Genomic DNA, 19,561 nt, shown 5'->3' with positions numbered 1-19,561 from the left:
ATGAAAATATTATTAATACATCAATATTTTTTAGAAAAAGAAGATAGTGGAGGATCCCGATTTAATGAAATGACCAAAACTTGGGCGGTTCAAGGTCATGAAATTACTGTATTAGCGGGTATGGTGCATTATGCTACAGGAGAAAAACAAGAACGCTATAAAGGGAAATTTATATACAAAGACAATAATTTTTACGAGAATGTTGATGTAGTACGTTGCCATGTTTCTGAGAGTTATAATGTGAGCTTCTTGGGAAGGCTTTGGGCGTACTTCTCTTTTGTGTTTTCTAGTATCTATGCAGGGCTATTTATTACAAGAAAAAAATATGATGTAATTTTGGTTACTTCGCCTCCGTTATTTGTAGGAATCACAGCCTATGTATTATCACTAATTAAACGAATCCCGTTTGTTTTTGAAATTAGGGATTTATGGCCAGAATCGGCAATAGATACAGGGGTTTTAAAAAACAAACAAATTATAAGTTTTGCGTATTGGTTTGAAAAATTTATTTACAAAAAAGCGAAACTAATTAATGTATTAACACCTGCTTTTAGAGATAATTTGATTCATGAAAAAAATATACATAAGGAAAAAGTAATCTTTATTCCAAATGCAGCAGATTTTAGCCTAGCGGAAAAAATACAAGAAAATTTTAACGCAAAAGAGTTTAAAAGAGCACTTGGTTTAGAAGAAAAGTTTGTTATTACTTATGTAGGAGCACATGGTGTTGCTAATCATTTAATTCAATTAATTGATGCTGCTGAAAAGTTGAAAGACACTAATGTTATATTCCAGTTAATTGGGGCAGGAATGCGTAAAAAAACTCTTCAGGAAGAGGTAGTAAAAAAGGGATTGAAAAATGTTGTTTTTCGAGATCCAGTGCCAAAAGAAGAAGTGTTTAAATACATACTTGCGTCAGATATGGGAGCTTCAGTATTAAAAAAAGTTGATACTTTTAAAACGATTTATTCAAACAAAACTTTTGATTATATGTCTTGTAAGAAACCAATTTTATTAGCTATAGATGGTGTTTCTAGAGATCTTATAAAAGATGCAAAGTGTGGTGTATATGTAGAACCAGAAAATATTGATGAGATAGTAAATGGTATCAAGAAAATATTGGCTTTGCCAGAGAATCAATTAGATATAATGGGAGACGCTGGTTATCAATATGCAAAAAAATATTTTGATAGGGAATTTTTAGCAAAAGAATACATTAAACAAATTGAAAAAATCTAAAAAATGTACAAGTTTTTTTTTAAACGTATTATAGACTTTTTACTGGCGTTGATCGTTTTAATATTAGTATCTCCAGTGTTTTTAATTGTACTAATATTACTAACTATTTATAATTCAGGTAAACCTTTTTTCTTTCAGGAAAGACCAGGAAAAAATGAAAAAATTTTTAGGGTAATTAAATTTAAGACTATGAATGATAAGAAAGATAGTAATGGCAAATTATTACCTGATTCAATTCGTTTAACTAAAGTTGGCAAATTTGTAAGAAAAACTTCATTGGATGAGATCCCTCAATTATTAAATGTACTAAAAGGCGATATGAGTTTAATCGGACCAAGACCTCTTTTAGTCGAGTATTTAACGCGTTACAATAAAGAACAAAAGAGGAGACATGACGTAAGACCTGGTATAACAGGTTTGGCCCAGATTAATGGAAGAAATGCGATTAGTTGGGAAAAGAAATTTAAATATGATGTTCAGTATGTTGATAATTTAAGTTTCCTGCTTGATGCAAAAATCTTTTTAAAAACCTTTTTTAAGGTTTTTAAATCTGAAGGGATAAATGAAGTGGGGCAGGCAACGGCTACAAAATTTATGGGTAATGAGTCTTAGAGAAGTTTATTTATTTGGAGGAAGTGGGCATGGTAAAGTGGTTAAAGATATAGCACAAAATGCAAATATCGATGTAATTGCTTTTGTTGATGATAATCCAAAATCAACTTCCTTATTAGGAACTCAAATAATTAAAACTTCTAACTTAGAAGATATTTCGAATAAAGAATTTATTATTTCTATAGGTAGTAACAAAATTAGAAAGGCAGTAAGTGAAAGATTATCTAAAATTGGAGAAGCCTTAATTGATCCCTCAGCTCAAATTTCTAATTTTACAGTTATAGGTAAAGGAACGGTAATTATGCCTTATTCAGTAGTCAATTCTGCAAGCTCGATAGGAGAGCATGTAATTTTAAATACAGGTTCTGTAGTTGAACACGATTGTGTGATAGCTGACTTTGTTCATATTTCACCAAATGCTACAATTACTGGAGGAGTATCCGTAGGACAAGGAACACATATCGGAGCAGGAGCAATTGTAATTCCAGAAATAAAAATTGGTCAATGGGTAACTGTTGGAGCTGGAGCAGTAATTATTAAAGACATTCCTGATTATGCTACTGTTGTAGGTAATCCTGGAAAAATTATAAAAATAGAAAGAAAATAATGGATAAAATCTGGTTGTCATCTCCTCACATGGGAGGAGGAGAGCAAAAATATGTACAAGAAGCATTTGATACAAATTGGGTTGCACCTTTGGGTCCTAATGTAAATGGTTTTGAACAAGATTTAGAGGAGTATGTTGGAGAAAATTCAAAAGTAGCTTGTTTGGCTTCGGGTACTTCGGCCTTGCATTTAGCACTGATTTTAGCGGGAGTAAGGACTGGAGATGAGGTATTGTGCCAAAGTATGACGTTTTCTGCATCGGCTAATCCAATTACCTATCAAGGAGCAATGCCAGTTTTTGTGGATAGTGAAAAAGATACATGGAATATATGTCCAAAAGCGTTAGAAGAAGCTATCGAAGATCGACTTTCAAAAGGTAAAAATCCGAAGGCAATTATAGTGGTTCATCTTTACGGAATGCCAGCTAAAATGGATAAAATTGGAGCGCTTTCTAAAAAATACGATATAACCCTGATTGAAGATGCAGCTGAGGCGCTAGGTTCAACCTATAAAGGACAAAAATGTGGTACGTTCGGTGATTTCGGAATTTTATCATTTAACGGAAATAAAATAATTACGACTTCTGGTGGAGGTGCTCTAGTTTGTCGTAATGAACAGGATAAACAGAAAGCCATTTTTTTAGCAACCCAAGCACGTGATAATGCCCCTCATTACCAACACTCACATATAGGATACAACTATCGTATGAGTAACATTGTGGCAGGTATTGGTCGTGGTCAAATGGAGGTGTTAGATAAACACATTGGCTTTAGAAGAGCTAATAATCAGTTTTATCAAGAAGTATTCAAATATGTAGATGGAATAAGAGTTTTAACAGAACCAACATCAGAATACTTTTCAAACCATTGGTTAAGTGCGGTAATAATCGATCAAAATAAAACAGGTTTTTCGAGAGAAGATTTGCGTTTAACCTTAGAAAAAGAAAATATTGAGTCTCGCCCCTTATGGAAACCAATGCACTTACAGCCTGTTTTTGAAGATTGTAAATACTATGGAAGAAACATCTCAGAAAAATTATTTGAAGATGGGTTATGTTTGCCATCAGGCTCTAATTTAACTAATGAGGATAGATTACGAATTAAAGAAGTTATTCAAAACCTAATAAAATAATAAAGCTCGGTTTTCCCGAGCTTTATTATTTTTCTATAATTTAGCATCTATAACATAATAAGTGATATGAAAGGAATCATCTTAGCTGGCGGATCAGGTACACGTTTATACCCTATAACAAAAGGCGTTTCTAAACAACTATTACCTATATATGATAAACCGATGGTTTATTATCCCTTATCAGTTTTAATGCTTGCCGGAATAAAAGATATATTACTGATTTCTACTCCGGATGATTTGCCAAATTTCCAGAAATTATTAGGAACTGGTGGTGAATTAGGGATTCAATTGAGTTATGCTGAACAACCTTCTCCGGATGGATTGGCACAAGCCTTTATTATAGGAAAAGAATTTATTGGAAAGGATGATGTTTGTTTGATTTTAGGTGATAATATCTTTTATGGACATGGACTTCCTGAGATGCTTCAGAAAGCAATTCATAATGTGAAAAAAGAAAAGAAGGCTACAATTTTCGGATATAATGTGAATGATCCTCAAAGGTATGGTGTAGTTGATTTTGATAAAGAAGGAAATGCGAAATCTATTGAAGAAAAGCCTGAAAAACCCAAGTCTAATTACGCAGTAGTTGGACTATATTTCTATCCTAATAATGTGATATCTGTTGCAGAACAGGTTAAACCTTCAACTAGAGGTGAATTAGAAATTACCTCTGTAAATCAAGCGTACCTGAATTTAAATAGCTTGAAAGTGGAGTTAATGGGAAGAGGTTTTGCTTGGTTGGATACTGGAACTCATAGTTCTTTAATGGAAGCAAGTCAGTTTATAGAAACTATAGAAAAGAGACAGGGATTAAAAGTGGCTTGTTTAGAAGAAATAGCGTATTACATGGGGTATATTAATCAAGAGCAAGTTAGAAAACTAGCTGAACCTTTATTAAAAAGTGACTACGGGCAATATTTATTAAATTTGATGAAAAATAAATAGATTTCGAAAAGGTTTCATGAGAAATATTTTAATAACAGGAGGAGCAGGTTTTATTGGATCACATGTAGTTAGATTATTTGTAAAAAAATATTCGGATTATCATATCATAAATCTAGACGCATTAACCTATGCCGGAAACTTAGAAAATTTAAGGGATATTGAAAATCGATTAAATTATACATTTATTAAGGGAGATATTTGCAATTATGATTTAGTGAAAAATATTTTTCAAGAATATAAGATAGAGGCTGTTATCCATTTAGCGGCAGAATCGCATGTAGATAGATCCATAAAAGATCCTTTCTCATTTGCAAAGACCAATATCTTAGGAACACTGAGTTTGTTACAAGCAGCAAAAAACTATTGGAAAAGTAATCTTAACAATAAACTCTTTTACCATATTTCAACAGATGAGGTATACGGAACGTTAGGGAATTCTGGGTTCTTCACAGAAAACACGGCATACGATCCGCATTCCCCGTATTCGGCATCTAAAGCTTCTTCAGATCACTTTGTAAGAGCTTTTTATGATACATATAATTTACCAATAATAGTATCTAATTGTTCGAATAATTATGGATCTTATCAATTTCCGGAAAAATTAATTCCTTTATTTATCAATAATATATGTAATAATAAACCATTGCCTGTTTATGGAAATGGTGAGAATGTTAGAGATTGGTTATATGTTGAAGATCATGCTAAAGCAATAGATCTTATTTTTCATAAGGGAAAAATAGGAGATACATATGCTATTGGAGGGTGCAATGAGTGGAGAAATATAGATTTAGTAAAAGTACTAATTAAAACTGTTGATAAGTTACTAGGTCGCACTGAAGGAACGTCTGAAAAGTTAATTACCTTTATAAAAGATAGGGCAGGGCATGATTATCGCTATGCTATTGATGCTACAAAACTGAAAGATGAATTAGGATGGAAACCTTCTTTACAATTTGAAGAAGGGATAGAAAAAACGGTACAATGGTATTTGAAAAATAGAGATTGGGTTGATAATGTTACCAGTGGAGATTATCTTAACTATTATAAAGAAATGTATAAATAATAAAAAAATGCCTTGAGTTAACTCAAGGCATTTTTTTATTATTTAAGTCGACTTAAGCTTAAGTCTTTATTATATTTTATAAGAAATAAACCTTGGTTAGTTGTTGAACCAAATGTTTTTTTATGGTAATCAAATTTGTTTTCAACTCGTAAAGAAACACCTTGTTTAAAAGTTTTACCTAAATCATTTCCGGAAGCAAGTCTCATTAAAATATCATAAGTTATATCAAAACCTTTGATAGCATAATCAGAGGGTAGAGCATTATTTTTATTTCTAAATTTAGTATAAAATAATTTCACATCATCAGAGGCTTCATCTGTGTATGCCTCAGATACATAAGTAAAGTTAATATCCGCTAATTTATTATTATCAATTCTATCATACGCTTCATTTTTGTCAGTTGTAAAAACTTGAACAGACATATTATCCGGTAAGCCAATCATACTGTTTAAAGCATCAGCAACAGAAACTTTATCTTCAGAAGTAATAATAACCCAATTGTGCTGTTTAGCATTCATTTTATTTGTAAAACGCTCTCTTTTAATATATCCTTTTTCCGGTTTTAAAATATGAATATCAGAAATGGAGTCATGCTTTTTAAGTGAAGCAACAATTGTGTTTATTGTGTTATTAGAATTATTTTGACCATCTCCCACAATAAAAATATTTTCTCCTTTATAATTGTTTTTTAAAAATGAAGTTAAAAAATCAGCATACAATGATTTTTCAGGAGCTGCTTTAACAATTTTAGATGAAGATAAATCTTTTTGCTTATTAGAATAGTGCGGAAAAACAACAGGTGCGCTTGTATTTTTAACAACATTATCTACTTGCTCGGAATAAAAAGGACCTATAACAACGTCAACATCATCTAGCTCATCATTATCAACAATAGACGAAATGTTTTCACCTCTATTTCCGGTATCAAAAACCGAAGTGTTAATTCTTACTCCTTGTTTTTGAATTGAATCAATAGCCATTTCAGCACCTAAATAAAAATCAGTAACCATATTAGCTAATTTATTGTCTTTAAAAATTCTTTTAGCAGTAATGGTATCATATTCCTGAACCTTAAAAGGTAGTAGTAGCGCCAAGTTTATAGTTGTATTATCTTGAATACTATCTTGATAAAAACTTAAGTTTTCGTTTTTTTCTACTTCTTCAATCGGCTTGATTTTAAGTAACTGACCAATAGATAAGTTGTTATCAACTAAACTTGGAAACTCAGGGTTTAGTTTGATAAGGTCATCTTTTGTAATATTATAAAAACGAGTAATATTAAAAACAGTTTCTTTACTTTTTACAACATGAGTTAAGTATTGTTTTAAAACCTCCTCTTTATTAATAGTAATTGTTTCTTCTATTGCTTTTACTTTAAGTAGTTGACCAATAGAAAGATTATTGTTTTTTATACCCGGAAATTCAGGATTTAATTTGATAAGATCATCTTTTGTAATGTTATAAAGCTTCGTAATACGATAGACAGTTTCACCAGCCTTAACTTCATGAGTTTTATAGCTTTTTACCACAGTTGTTTGATAAACATTATCTGTAGTATCTTTTACATCATTTTTTTCTACTTCATTTTTATGATCTTGATCAATTACAGCATATTCTTCTTCTGTATTAGAAGAATTACTGTTTTTAACTTTAGGGTTGGGTATTACAATAACAGTATTTGGAGAAGGTTCTTTTCCTACATCAGGGTTCAATCTAAGTAAATCCTTAGTATCCATATCCAAACGTTTAGCAATATCGTTTATGGTTTCTCCTTCTTGAATTTTATAAGAAACGTAACGTTTTTGCTGACCACACGAAATGGTGAAAGTTAATATACCGGTTAAAATTAAAAACTGTAATTTCTTCATCTACTTTTTATCTATTTTTTCTGAGTGTAATTATTACTAAAACGTTATTCCCACTCAATTGTTGCAGGTGGTTTAGAGCTTATATCATAAACAACTCTGTTTACCCCTTTTACATTATTTATTATCTTATTTGATGTTTTTTGTAAAAACTCATAAGGTAAATTTACCCAGTCAGCAGTCATACCATCAGTACTTTCAACAGCACGTAAAGCTACTACTTTTTCATAGGTACGCTCATCTCCCATAACTCCAACAGAGTTAACAGGTAACAAAATAGCCCCGGCTTGCCATACTTTATCATATAAACCATTTTCTTTAAGGCCATCAATAAAAATAGCATCAACTTCTTGTAATATACGTACTTTTTCAGCAGTAATATCACCTAAAATACGAATTGCTAAACCTGGACCAGGAAAAGGATGTCTACCTAATAAATCTTTACTTATACCTAAAGAAGCACCAACTCTTCGGACTTCGTCTTTAAAAATCATTCGTAAAGGTTCTACAATTTTAAGTTTCATAAAATCAGGTAGCCCACCTACATTATGATGACTTTTAATAGTTGCTGAAGGGCCTCCGTTAACAGAAACTGATTCAATAACATCCGGATAAATAGTTCCTTGTGCTAACCATTTAACATCTTGAATTTGGTGCGCTTCATCATCAAAAACATCTATAAAAACTTTACCAATGGCTTTACGTTTTGCTTCCGGTTCTGTTAATCCGGCAAGTTCACCCAAAAAACGTGCCGAAGCATCAACTCCTTTAACGTTAAGCCCCATACCTTCGTATTGTTTTAATACGTTGGTAAACTCATTTTTACGTAATAAACCATTGTTTACAAAAATACAATGTAAGTTGCTTCCAACAGCTTTGTGTAAAAGTACAGCCGCTACTGTTGAATCAACTCCTCCGGAAAGACCTAAAACTACTTTATCATTCCCTAACTTTTCTTTTAACTCCGCTACGGTTTCATCAATAAATGAATCCGGTGTCCAAGTTTGAGGTACTCCGGCAATAGATACTAAAAAGTTTTTTAGTAGTTGCGTTCCGTCTGTAGAATGGTATACTTCAGGATGAAATTGAATTGCATACGTAGTTTCACCTTCAATTTTATAGGCAGCATTTTGTACATCATGTGTGCTGGCAAGTAAAACAGCATTGGTAGGTAATTCTTTAATCGTGTCTGAATGACTCATCCATACTTGACTTCCTTCAGAAATATTAGCAAAGAAATCTTCACCTTCTTTTATATATGAAAGATTAGCTCTACCATACTCACGAGTGTTAGAAGGAGCTACTAATCCTCCTGAAAAATGAGCTAAATATTGCGCTCCGTAACACACAGCCAATAGTGGTTTTTTACCTCTTATTTCTGATAAATCAGGGTGCGGAGCTTCTTCAGAACGAACTGATGATGGACTTCCGGATAGGATTACTGCTTTAAAATCGTTTAAATTTTGAGGTATTTTGTTATAAGGATGAATTTCACAATAAATGTTTAACTCCCTTACGCGGCGTGCAATTAACTGAGTGTATTGCGAACCGAAATCTAAAATAAGTACATTGTGTTGTTGCATCCGCAAAAATAATACTTAGATTTTAGATATGCGATATTTCATCTAGTATTTTTATTTGCCAATTATGATTTCAATGATTTGTTTTTTTATAGTCTTTTAAGTGTATGTTTTGATGTCTTAAATTTTGGTAAAACAGATTTTTAATATCTGTAAACGATAGCATTTATATTCATTCCGGCACCTACTGAAGCTAACATGATGATATCGCCCTTTTTTATTTCCTGATCTTTAATATGACCTTTTAAAACTAAATCTAATAAAGTTGGTACAGTTGCAACAGAACTATTTCCCAGTTTTTGAATACACATGGGCATTATGTTTTCCGGAACCGGTTTTTTATACAAACGATAAAAACGTTTTATAATAGCTTCATCCATTTTTTCATTAGCTTGATGGATAAATATTTTTTTTAAAGAATCTATTTCAATACCGCTTTTGTCTAAGGCTTCTTTCATAGCATTTGGAACGTTGGTTAAAGCGAATTCGTAAATTTTATGTCCGTGCATTTTAATGTAACGAACACTTTTGTCATTATTCCCGTTATGAGAACTTCCGAAAAATAAATGATAGGCTTCTTCTTTAGAAAAAGTTTGAGATGCGTGACTTAAAATTCCTGAATTATTACTTTCAGAATATTCTATTATACATGCCCCTGCGCCATCGCTATAAATCATACTGTCTCTATCATGATGATCTATAACTCTAGAGAGTGTTTCACCTCCTATGATTAATGCTTTTTTTGCAATCCCGGCTTTTATAAAAGCATGAGCTTGAATAACTCCTTGAATCCATCCAGGGCAACCAAACAAGAGATCGTAAGCTATACAGTTGGGATTTTGTATTTGTAATAAATATTTTACTCGAGTTGCTAAGCTAGGGAGTATGTCACTTTGAATGGTGTTGTATTTTACATCACCAAAATTGTGTGCGAAGATAATGTAGTCCAGAGTTTCCGGGTCTACGTTGGCGTCTTTAATAGCATTTTGAGCAGCTAAAAAACCAAGGTCAGATGCATTTAAATTGTTTTTAGCATACCGTCTTTCCTCTATTCCGGTAATGGATTTAAATTTTTCAATAATTACATTGTTTGTATTTTCAAAAGGAGAGCCATCAATATTTAAAAAACTATTTTCTTCAAATTGATGGTTTTCTTTTGTAATGCTTGGAATATAAGTTCCGGTACCTGTAATTATTGTGCTACTCATACTATTTCTTTTAAGAGGATAAGTACAAAGAAAGCATTTTAAATTACTTTAACACTTTTATACCTAGATGTTTTTATTTTTTTATGAAATTGATAAAAAAAACTATCTAAAATTACAGATAAGTGCTATCAAAGGAGAAGGGTAGAAGAGAAAGTAATGATTCTGTTTTTACAATACTACCTGTTTCTCCCATAAATATGATTTCGATAGGTTGTTTTTGATTAATTTCATATTCAGATAATGTTTGTCTACACGCTCCACAAGGACCAACAGGTTTTTCTACTTTAGAAATTGTAGAAGCAGCAGTTATAGCTATTTTTTTTACAATCATATTAGGAAATTCAGATCCTGCTTTCCAAATAGCGACTCTTTCAGCACACATGCCTGAAGGATAAGCCGCATTTTCTTGATTATTTCCTGTAATTATTTCTCCATTATCTAGTAAAATAGCAGCGCCTACATTAAAACGGGAATAAGGAGCATAGGCTTTTTTTCTTGCTTCTATTGCTTTATTCATTAGGTTAGCATCTTCAATTGATAATTGAGATGTATTATCAAATACAATTGCAGAAGTATTTATATTTATTTTTTTCATAATGTATTAAGTCGAAAAAAGCTGCCTTATAAGACAGCTTTAATATTTGGTACGAATTTACTAAAAAAAATGAATTTTAATAATCTTCATAAATTTGTCCTAAATCAAATGATAAAGAAAAACGTAAGGTGTTTTCTAAAGGATTATTCACACTTGAAGTATTCATCAAATATGATAAATCTAATGAGAAAGATCTAGCTTTAAAACCGGCTCCCATAGTAAAATATTGACGTTGTCCTTTATCTTGACTTTCATGGAAATATCCTGCTCTTACAGCAAATGCTTTATTGTATAAATATTCAGCACCTAAAGCCCAAGTAATTTCTTTTAATTCTTCACTAAAACCTCTATCACCTAAAGAAGTGAACATTCCTTCAAACCAACCTCTGGTTGAATTTGGATTAGAAGGAACTAATAATTTTGTGAATTCTAAATTAACACCTAATAAGTTATAGTCATCAAAAATAAAGTCAAAACCTCCACCTAATTTTAAATTTGTAGGGATGAAGTTTTCTGTATCGGGTGAATAACTAACTTTAGGTCCGATGTTAGCAATATTAACTCCTAAACGATAGCGTCCGTTAAAACTACCGTAGTTTTCTTCTTCAGAACGATAGTATGCAGAAACATCAACTGCAAAAGAGTTAACAGATTTAAGATCATCAGAGACATCTAAATTAGAATTGATATATTTCAATCCAACTCCCATGGAAAAAGTTTCACTTAATTTCATAGAGTAAATTCCGGTAATAGCTAATTCATTAGGGTTTTTATAGCCATTAGGCAATCCTGTATCAGTTGTTAAATCAATTCTACCTAAAGAAAAATATTTTATGTCAACTCCCCATGCTGCATTTTCTTTAAATCTTTGAACATAAGAAAGATTTCCGGCAAAAATATCATCTGTTAAGTTTCGTAACCATGGTGTATAGTTTAAACCGATACTTATTTCATTTTCATTAAACGCCGTTTTTGCCGCATTATGAAAAATTGAAAAAGCATCTGATGAAGTTGCCACACCAATATCTCCCATACCTCCGGCACGAGCATCAGGTGTTATTAATAAAAAAGGAGTTGCTGTAGTTATACCCTGTTGCGCTTGAACTTTAAAAATAGCGCTCAAAAATAGAAGAAGGATTGTTAATTTTTTCATGTACGATTTGATTGTTGATATTGCAAATATATAATTTTTAGTATTTATTTAAAGTATTACTAGTTTTTCATATTTCTCAGATACTGTATTAGTTATTGTTGATGTTACTTTTAGTTTATAAATATACACACCTTTTCCTATTTTATTACCAAAATCATCTAACCCGTTCCAAGTTATGTTTCTTGAAAGATTTCCGGAGGTTTGCGATAATTGGTTAATTGTTTTTATTAATTTTCCCGAAACTGTAAAAACTTGTATTTGAACTTCTAAAGGCTCATTTGGTTTGTTGTGATTGAACCAAAATTCCGTGTAATTAACAAATGGATTAGGGTAGTTTAACACATTGCTAAGTGTTAACCCGGAATCACTAACAACCACAAAGGTTAACGTAGTCTCCGATGAATTATTGTAAGTGTCCCAAGCTTTTATTTTTAAGGTATGAGTACCGGTGGAGAGATTTCGTAATTTATAAGAAACAGTTCCTTTAGTAAAATCATCTAACTCAGTTTGGTAATAATCGTTAAGTATAATAGGTTCAGAATCATTACCATCAAGAATGGCTACAATATCGTGATCTACAGCTGTAATGGAGGTATTTATACCGCTTGGATCTGCAAGTTTTAATACTAAGTTTGGAGAGGCATTAGTATTACCACCATCAATGAATGTTTCATCATTTATAAAAGCTTGTAATTCAGGTCCTTTAATATCTTCAGGAGCATTATGATTAATGCCTCCTACGGTAACGTCGAAATTAGCACCTCCTTTATCAATTAAGTTAGTATTAGCGTATAAACTAATTTTCCCTTTTCCGTAAGCTATTTTTATGTCTTTAGGAACAATAAATTCAAATTTGAAAACTCCGTTTTTTACAGAAGCTTTTCCTCTAAATAATTTACTCTCTTGAGAATCAAATGTATTGATAATTCCGAATCCGTCATTATCAAGTGTTTGTTTGTCTATTGATTTATCAAAAACGGTTGTAAATAAAGTACCGTTAAAATCTGTGAGCAGGGTATTGGTATTGTTTGTAACAATACCTTCAAAAGAAACTTTAGATAAAGCTTTTAATGTATCTATAGACTGAGAAATATCTTTTCCGTTTATTTTAGTGATTTTAACATCCGGTTTAGGAATGGCAAGTTTCATAGCCGGATCACCGAAGTAATAAATAAAAAACTTTTGACTGCTAGATGTGTTGTTTTTAGTTTTAATCAAGTTTTGGGCTATAGAATTGTCTGCGTTGTCAAAATCTAAAACATATTTAGTCAGTTCTTTATTAAAACGCTCTCCTAATGAAATATATACTTCTCGAGTAGTTGTAATCATACTTACAGCCCCGCCATTTTTATTTAAAAAAAGTTTTTCTCCAGCGGTGTCTCTTAAAGGATTGTCAAATCTTGAAAACTCACAGGTAACTGTTATAAATAAAGGTAAGGTGTTTGAATTATTCAACGCTTCAATTTGAGGGATTTCTAATAAACGCTCATCAGCCAATCCATCTTCTCCACCATGACCAAAATAATCAAAAACCAGTGTTCCGTTTTCTATCGCATTACTTACAGCATTTTTTACCTGAGGATATCTTTCACCACCTGAAGTACTTTCTTGCTTAAAAGCATCAGCATAAAGTTTATTAATATTAAAGAAAGGTTTATGCTTTTTTATAGAATCAGCAACTTCTTCTAATCCGGCTTGCAAAGTTTTATCGGCATCTTGGTCAATATCGTCAGCTAATAACGTTATTGTATTACGCCAATCACCAAAAGATTGAGGACTATAGTACGCTAAAATTTTATCAATAACATATTTTGCCTCTTGAGTTGTGGTAACGGGGATTCTTCCCGAAGCAATATCAATAGTATCAGATAATAACATTTCGCCGTCATCCGGATCTATCATTACAAAATAATCATCTGTAACATAGGAAGAAACTAAATCAAAACTTTGAAAAGCATGATAAGTAGGAATTATATTATTGTTGTTGGTAATTCTGTTTTTATAGTCATAAGATGAATCACCAAAAAAACATACATAGGTCAGTTTTTTGTTCAGAGAAGAGTTGTCATAAAGATATTTTATAAAATCTCTAATACCTGTAATATCCGGTGATCCTGAAGAAAATTCATTATAAATCTTGTCTAAAGAAACAACCTTTGTGGTTATACCAGAGTTAGTTTTATGGTAATTAGCAAGTCTATTAGCTTCACTTACTAAAGTGTTGTTCGTAATAATCAGATATTGAATATCGGTTAAGCTATGTAAGTTTTGGTTTTCTAATTTTGAGTTTTGCTCAATAGTTGGTGTATAAGCATCACTGGTATTAATAATGCTATATTCTTCTAAAATAGCTCCGTTAGTTTTAAAAATAAAAGAATTACCAGAGCCAATATTTTCTATTTTTTGAGGAGAAATATGGTTGGTAACATCCCAAAGTTGATGAATGCTAGTTCCATTCTGAATTTCATACTCAACTACTCCGTTTGTATTAAAAGCTTCAAAATTTCTAAACAAAAATTGTTTACCGGTAGCTTTTAATTCTTTTTTACCCGAAATTTCAATATAATCCAAATATGCTTTAGCTGAAGGAAGCCCGTTATTATTAAAGCTTATATTAATGTTTATGGTTCCGGATGTATTACTTTTTATAGTTCCTTGATTAGTTCTTTGAATAGCTAATGAACTACTCCCTGAGCTTGATGCAGGAGGGAAACTTAAAGAAGTAATAGTATTTCCTCCGGAAGTTACCGACATTGTAGAAGGAAGAGAAGAAATAGTTACAGCGCTTACCTTAATAGTAATATCGCTATTTGGAAGTTGATTTTGGAATGGGATTTCGAAATTTTGAGTAGTTTCAAAACTAAAGTCTTCGCCAAACCATTGCCTTCCAACAGCAAATAGGTTTTTCTCTTCTTTTTCGTGAAAAATATAATCATCAAAAGAAGTGAAAGTTTTAATACTGTTTTGAGTGGGTTGTATTTTAGTGGCAATTCTTTTTCCCGGAGAATTTCCTATGGTTAAGAAATAATATGATTTATCACTATAAATATTTTGTTGATGAGATACTTCAGAAGAAGTTAAATTTATATTCCAATCATGTGGACCCTTTCCATAAAATAAAATATAATCGTCAGAATTAAAGGAACCATCGTTTTCTCCATGCACATAAATAGCGTTTTCTTGTAGGTCATTAAATCTGGAAACATTGTTTTTTTGAGGAAGCATATTACCGCCATTTCCAAAAATTTTTATATTTTTAGGATTAACAGAGTTAACATTAATGCCTAACTGACTTAAAAAGTTAGCGTCAATTTTAAAAACCCCGGTAGCATTGACTGAAAATTTATACCAATCACCTTCTGATAAAACAGATTTTGATTGTCCGTAACTCAAAATATAAATGAGTAAACAAAAAAGAGTTAAATATACTTTCATATTTGCTACAAAATAACGAATTTTAAAGTTAGTTATTTTAATCTTTTTCTTAGATTCGTAATAATAAAGTTCAAAAAGTATCGTTTTGAACCATAGCAAAGACAATGTTTCAATTTGGCTTATGTTTGAAAATAAAAGTGAAATTAGTTGTTAGAAGTGATAAATATTGTAAATTGCAGCACCCTTAAAAATAGTTAAAAATACATGAAAAGTACGTTAAAATTATTTAGTTTATTAGCCATCACAGGATTGTTAGTAACTTCTTGTAGTAGTAAAAGAAGTGGTTCAGGACAATCATCCCTCACTGGATGGAACTTTAATGACCCAAGTTATGGAGGTTATTTAAAGGGGAAGTATAAAGAAGGTAATAATATTCCCCCAGGAATGGTACATATTGAAGGAGGTACCTTTACCATGGGATTGGTTCAGGATGATGTGATGTTTGATTGGAATACTACCCCAAGACAAATGCACGTACGCTCTTTTTATATGGATGAAACAGAGGTGACCAATTCTGAATATGGTTTATTTATGCAGTATACCAAAGATATTTTTCCTCCGGAAGATCCTCAATTTAAAAATATCTATGCATCTGTATTACCAGATACGTTAGTTTGGAGAAAAGGTTTAGGTAATACAAACCTGTTATCAGAAAGTTATTTACGCCACCCGTCATATGCAGAATATCCTGTAGTAGGAGTTAGTTGGATTCAAGCTAACGAGTACTGTAAATGGCGTACGAATGCAGTAAACTTAAAGATATTAATGGATAAAGGAATCATTAAAAATATTTTTAAGGAAGATTCATTAGCTTTTAAAGGTAAAGATAATTTTGATACAGATGCCTATTTGACAAATCCTTATGCCCTTTTTGACGGTGATTCTACTATTTATAAAAAAGGATTAGCTGTGCCTAAAAAGAAAGGAGAGCCTAAACCGGAAAAAGGAGCTTTCACAGGAAGACACGTAACTTCTACAGATGGTATTTTATCTCAAAAATTCAGATTACCTACAGAAGTAGAATGGGAGTATGCTGCAAAAGCTATTTTTGAAAACAGAGAGTATAATAATATTAGAGGTAGAAAAAAATACGCTTGGAATGGTAAGTATACCAGAGATAGAGATAAGAGAAGAAGAGGAGATCAATTAGCAAACTTTAAGCAAGGGAAAGGTAACTATAGTGGTATCGCAGGATGGAGTAGTGATGGATCAGATATCCCTAATGCTGTTAAGAGTTATCCACCAAATGCTTTTGGTTTATTTGATATGTCAGGTAACGTTGCAGAATGGGTGTCTGATGTTTATAGACCAATAATTGATTCTGAAGCGAATGATTTTAACTATTACAGAGGTAACATATTTACTAAGAAATTAATCAATGAAGATGGTAAAGTAGTTATAGTAGGTGATGAAATAGGTGAAGTTGAATATGATACTTTAGAAAACGGAAGAATTATTCCTAAAGATATTCCTGGTAGCGTTAAGTACATACCAATTACTAAGGAAGATACTTACATGAGAAGAAACTATAATTTAGCTGATAACTCAAGTTTAGGAGATGGAGATCAAGCTTCGTCTAAGTTCTATGATTTAGACAAAGATCAATTAACAGGTCAACCAAGAATGTATAACTCTCCAATGAAGCCTGAAGCTGAAAAAGATACATTAGGTAATGTAGTTAACAATTATAAATACGATGATAAGAGAAGAACAACTTTAATTAGTGATAAATCTCGTGTATTTAAAGGTGGGTCATGGGCAGATAGAGAATATTGGTTAGATCCGGCACAGAGAAGATATTTTCCGGAATATATGGCAACAAACTATATAGGATTTAGATGTGCTACTGATAAAATGGGGCCAATGATGATGAACAAAAGAAAAACAGCTACCCCAAGATATACTAATAAGTAATTTAAGTAAGACATATATTTTAACATAAATAAGCCTCATTGATTTCAATGAGGTTTGTTATTTTTAACCTATGAATATAGCAGAACTTTATAAACTGTATAGAGAAAGTTATCTAGTAGATACAGATACAAGATCAATAAGAAAAGGAGCTATTTTCTTTGCTTTAAAAGGTGAAAATTTTAACGGAAATAAGTTTGCCTTAGAAGCATTAGAAAAGGGTGCCAGTTATGTTGTGATTGATGAAAAAGAGTATAAGCAAAATGATTCTATGATTTTAGTTGATAATGTTTTAACAACTCTTCAAAATCTTGCAAATTACCATAGAAATCAATTAAATATACCTATAGTAGCATTAACGGGAAGTAACGGAAAAACTACGACAAAAGAATTAATAAGCTGTGTTTTAAAACAAAAGTATACTGTTGTAGCTACTAAAGGGAATCTTAATAATCATATAGGAGTACCATTAACGTTATTATCGATGACTCCTGAAACGGAGATTGGTGTTGTAGAAATGGGAGCTAATCATCATAAAGAAATAGCTTGTTTAGCTGAAATAGCCAACCCGGATTATGGATATATTACTAATTTTGGTAAAGCACATCTTGAAGGTTTTGGGTCTGCCGAAGGAGTAATTCAAGCTAAATCTGAACTATATGATTTTATAAGAGAACATAATAAAATAGCATTTGTGAATCCTGATGACAATATTCAAATAGATAAAACTTCAAATATGAGCAGGATTTTATTTAATAAATCAATAAACTACGTTACAGCTAGTCCATATGTAAGTTTAGAGTTTAATGGTCTTATAATAAATAGTAATCTTATAGGTACTTATAATTATGCTAATATATGTGCTGCAATTACCATTGGTTGCTTTTTTAAAGTGTCTAAAGAAAAAATAAAACAAGCTATTGAAGAATATATTCCTTCTAACAATCGATCGCAAATAATTAATAAAAAAGGCATAAAAATTGTTCTGGATGCATATAATGCTAATCCGACTAGTATGAAATATGCGTTAGAGAGCTTCAATGAGTTAGAGGCTGATAATAAAATAGTGATTCTTGGAGATATGTTTGAACTGGGAGATAAAAGTATGGAAGAACACCAGGAAATAGGTGATTTGACTGAAAAATTGAATTTTGATAGAGTGTTTTTTGTTGGAGAAAACTTTTCAAAAATAACATCTAAAAAGCAGAAATTTAGGAAATTTGAAGATTTTAAGTCTTATTTAATGACTAACACTATTGAAAATGGGACTATTCTTATTAAAGGTTCAAGAGGTATGGCACTTGAAAGAATAGTAGAGTTATTTTAGAGTAGTGTAATGATATAAAATTAAATAGAATAATTAAGTACAAGTTTATGTTTTTCCTTAAGAAGAAAGAAATTCCGTTGAATGAAATTTTTGATGATAATTTTATAGATATTCATTCGCATTTATTGCCGGGAATAGATGATGGTGCTAAAAACATCAATAACTCATTAGAATTAATTGAGATAATGAATGGTTATGGAATTAAAAATTTTATTACAACGCCTCATGTGTTAGGTGATGTTTACCCAAATTCTTCAGAATTAATTCTTGAAAAAGCTGATGAAGTAAGAAAGGAATTAAAGGTGAAAGGAAAAGAAGATATAGGATTTCGGGCTGCGGCTGAGTATATGATGGATGAAAAGTTTGTAGAGCGTTTAAAAAACAACGATATTTTAACACTTAAAGAAACCTATGTACTGGTTGAAATGTCATATTTTAATGCTCCTTTTAATTTATTTGATATATTATTTGAAATTCAGCTGAAAGGGTTCAAACCAATATTAGCTCATCCTGAACGATATAATTTTTACCATAATGATTTTCAGATGTTTTATAAATTAAAAAAGGCAGGCTGTTTATTCCAGTTAAATTTGTTATCGTTGACTGAACAATATGGTAAAGGAGTACAAAAAATAACACAAAAATTACTAGCTGAAAATTTATATGATTTTGTAGGAACGGATACACATCACGCAAATCACTTGCGATTATTGAAAAAAATAGGAGAGAAAAAGACAGTTAAACAAATAGAACATTTGATAAAAAATAATTGGATATTAAAATAAAAGGGAGCAAATTGCTCCCTTTTTTATTATTTTGTCCCGTCCTGAAATAAGTTGACACAAATTAGACTTATTTTATGAATACGAGTCCACACAAGAAAAAGCGCAC

Annotated in this window: 15 protein-coding genes; 9 read left to right on the top strand and 6 right to left on the bottom strand. The window is 31.4% G+C overall.

Translation table 11 applies throughout. The annotated features are described in order from the left end of the window. From ACQY1Q_RS13045 to rfbB, 6 genes are all read left to right on the top strand, one after another. Positions 1-1,239: a glycosyltransferase family 4 protein gene (locus tag ACQY1Q_RS13045; protein ID WP_431005762.1), complete on the top strand. Its 1,239-nt coding sequence runs from the start codon at positions 1-3 to the stop codon at positions 1,237-1,239. A 3-nt stretch (positions 1,240-1,242) separates the two neighbouring features. Then, positions 1,243-1,851 (top strand): sugar transferase, encoded by a 609-nt coding sequence (locus tag ACQY1Q_RS13040; RefSeq protein WP_431005761.1) that lies wholly within the window; start codon positions 1,243-1,245, stop codon positions 1,849-1,851. Continuing rightward, positions 1,841-2,458: an acetyltransferase gene (locus tag ACQY1Q_RS13035; RefSeq protein ID WP_431005760.1), complete on the top strand. Its 618-nt coding sequence runs from the start codon at positions 1,841-1,843 to the stop codon at positions 2,456-2,458. The genes ACQY1Q_RS13040 and ACQY1Q_RS13035 overlap by 11 nt, the downstream gene beginning before the upstream one ends. Next, complete coding sequence (locus ACQY1Q_RS13030; RefSeq protein ID WP_431005792.1) at positions 2,455-3,588, top strand: aminotransferase class I/II-fold pyridoxal phosphate-dependent enzyme; 1,134 nt, start codon at positions 2,455-2,457, stop codon at positions 3,586-3,588. The genes ACQY1Q_RS13035 and ACQY1Q_RS13030 overlap by 4 nt, the downstream gene beginning before the upstream one ends. A gap of 66 nt (positions 3,589-3,654) precedes the next feature. Further along, positions 3,655-4,533, top strand: coding sequence for a glucose-1-phosphate thymidylyltransferase RfbA (gene rfbA / locus ACQY1Q_RS13025; protein WP_431005759.1), 879 nt, complete (start codon positions 3,655-3,657; stop codon positions 4,531-4,533). 16 nt (positions 4,534-4,549) lie between these two features. Next, the gene (rfbB, locus tag ACQY1Q_RS13020) at positions 4,550-5,596 is read left to right on the top strand and encodes a dTDP-glucose 4,6-dehydratase (protein ID WP_431005758.1); all 1,047 of its coding nucleotides are present in this window, start codon (positions 4,550-4,552) and stop codon (positions 5,594-5,596) included. A gap of 38 nt (positions 5,597-5,634) precedes the next feature. On the opposite strand, the gene ACQY1Q_RS13015 is transcribed toward rfbB, so the two are convergent. From ACQY1Q_RS13015 to porU, 6 genes are all read right to left on the bottom strand, one after another. Beyond that, complete coding sequence (locus tag ACQY1Q_RS13015) at positions 5,635-7,464, bottom strand: LysM peptidoglycan-binding domain-containing protein (protein WP_431005757.1); 1,830 nt, start codon at positions 7,462-7,464, stop codon at positions 5,635-5,637. 44 nt (positions 7,465-7,508) lie between these two features. Beyond that, on the bottom strand, positions 7,509-9,044 hold the full coding sequence (gene guaA, locus ACQY1Q_RS13010; RefSeq protein ID WP_431005756.1) for a glutamine-hydrolyzing GMP synthase: 1,536 nt from the start codon (positions 9,042-9,044) through the stop codon (positions 7,509-7,511). 140 nt (positions 9,045-9,184) lie between these two features. After that, complete coding sequence (locus tag ACQY1Q_RS13005; RefSeq protein WP_431005755.1) at positions 9,185-10,249, bottom strand: 3-oxoacyl-ACP synthase III family protein; 1,065 nt, start codon at positions 10,247-10,249, stop codon at positions 9,185-9,187. A gap of 112 nt (positions 10,250-10,361) precedes the next feature. Continuing rightward, positions 10,362-10,844, bottom strand: coding sequence for a cytidine deaminase (cdd, locus tag ACQY1Q_RS13000; RefSeq protein WP_431005754.1), 483 nt, complete (start codon positions 10,842-10,844; stop codon positions 10,362-10,364). Between the two features lie 76 nt (positions 10,845-10,920). Further along, positions 10,921-11,997 (bottom strand): type IX secretion system outer membrane channel protein PorV, encoded by a 1,077-nt coding sequence (porV, locus tag ACQY1Q_RS12995; protein ID WP_431005753.1) that lies wholly within the window; start codon positions 11,995-11,997, stop codon positions 10,921-10,923. Between the two features lie 48 nt (positions 11,998-12,045). Beyond that, positions 12,046-15,432 (bottom strand): type IX secretion system sortase PorU, encoded by a 3,387-nt coding sequence (gene porU, locus ACQY1Q_RS12990; protein ID WP_431005752.1) that lies wholly within the window; start codon positions 15,430-15,432, stop codon positions 12,046-12,048. Positions 15,433-15,636: 204 nt separating this feature from the next. On the opposite strand from porU, the gene gldJ reads away from it, so the two are divergent. The 3 genes from gldJ to ACQY1Q_RS12975 all read left to right on the top strand — a co-directional run bounded on the left by gldJ (position 15,637) and on the right by ACQY1Q_RS12975 (position 19,455). Further along, entirely contained in the window at positions 15,637-17,346 is a 1,710-nt protein-coding gene (gene gldJ / locus ACQY1Q_RS12985) for a gliding motility lipoprotein GldJ (RefSeq protein ID WP_431005751.1), read from the top strand. Positions 17,347-17,416: 70 nt separating this feature from the next. After that, a complete protein-coding gene (locus ACQY1Q_RS12980) occupies positions 17,417-18,670 on the top strand; it encodes a UDP-N-acetylmuramoyl-tripeptide--D-alanyl-D-alanine ligase (protein WP_431005750.1) in 1,254 nt (417 codons plus the stop codon). Between the two features lie 47 nt (positions 18,671-18,717). Next, positions 18,718-19,455: a tyrosine-protein phosphatase gene (locus ACQY1Q_RS12975; RefSeq protein ID WP_431005749.1), complete on the top strand. Its 738-nt coding sequence runs from the start codon at positions 18,718-18,720 to the stop codon at positions 19,453-19,455. Positions 19,456-19,561: the final 106 nt, after the last annotated feature.

This window comes from Tenacibaculum sp. TC6 (assembly GCF_050606265.1).
GTDB lineage: Bacteria > Bacteroidota > Bacteroidia > Flavobacteriales > Flavobacteriaceae > Polaribacter.
This window is presented reverse-complemented; position numbering and strand designations above follow the sequence as displayed.

Excerpts from the sequence above, each read along its gene's own strand:
- porV (WP_431005753.1), bottom strand. The coding sequence starts at position 11,997 with ATGAAAAAATTAACAATCCTTCTTCTATTTTTGAGCGCTATTTTTAAA.
- ACQY1Q_RS12980 (WP_431005750.1), top strand. The coding sequence starts at position 17,417 with ATGAATATAGCAGAACTTTATAAACTGTATAGAGAAAGTTATCTAGTA.
- rfbB (WP_431005758.1), top strand. The coding sequence starts at position 4,550 with ATGAGAAATATTTTAATAACAGGAGGAGCAGGTTTTATTGGATCACAT.
- ACQY1Q_RS13005 (WP_431005755.1), bottom strand. The coding sequence starts at position 10,249 with ATGAGTAGCACAATAATTACAGGTACCGGAACTTATATTCCAAGCATT.
- ACQY1Q_RS13035 (WP_431005760.1), top strand. The coding sequence starts at position 1,841 with ATGAGTCTTAGAGAAGTTTATTTATTTGGAGGAAGTGGGCATGGTAAA.
- gldJ (WP_431005751.1), top strand. The coding sequence starts at position 15,637 with ATGAAAAGTACGTTAAAATTATTTAGTTTATTAGCCATCACAGGATTG.
- ACQY1Q_RS13015 (WP_431005757.1), bottom strand. The coding sequence starts at position 7,464 with ATGAAGAAATTACAGTTTTTAATTTTAACCGGTATATTAACTTTCACC.
- porU (WP_431005752.1), bottom strand. The coding sequence starts at position 15,432 with ATGAAAGTATATTTAACTCTTTTTTGTTTACTCATTTATATTTTGAGT.
- rfbA (WP_431005759.1), top strand. The coding sequence starts at position 3,655 with ATGAAAGGAATCATCTTAGCTGGCGGATCAGGTACACGTTTATACCCT.
- cdd (WP_431005754.1), bottom strand. The coding sequence starts at position 10,844 with ATGAAAAAAATAAATATAAATACTTCTGCAATTGTATTTGATAATACA.
- ACQY1Q_RS13045 (WP_431005762.1), top strand. The coding sequence starts at position 1 with ATGAAAATATTATTAATACATCAATATTTTTTAGAAAAAGAAGATAGT.
- ACQY1Q_RS12975 (WP_431005749.1), top strand. The coding sequence starts at position 18,718 with ATGTTTTTCCTTAAGAAGAAAGAAATTCCGTTGAATGAAATTTTTGAT.
- guaA (WP_431005756.1), bottom strand. The coding sequence starts at position 9,044 with ATGCAACAACACAATGTACTTATTTTAGATTTCGGTTCGCAATACACT.
- ACQY1Q_RS13040 (WP_431005761.1), top strand. The coding sequence starts at position 1,243 with ATGTACAAGTTTTTTTTTAAACGTATTATAGACTTTTTACTGGCGTTG.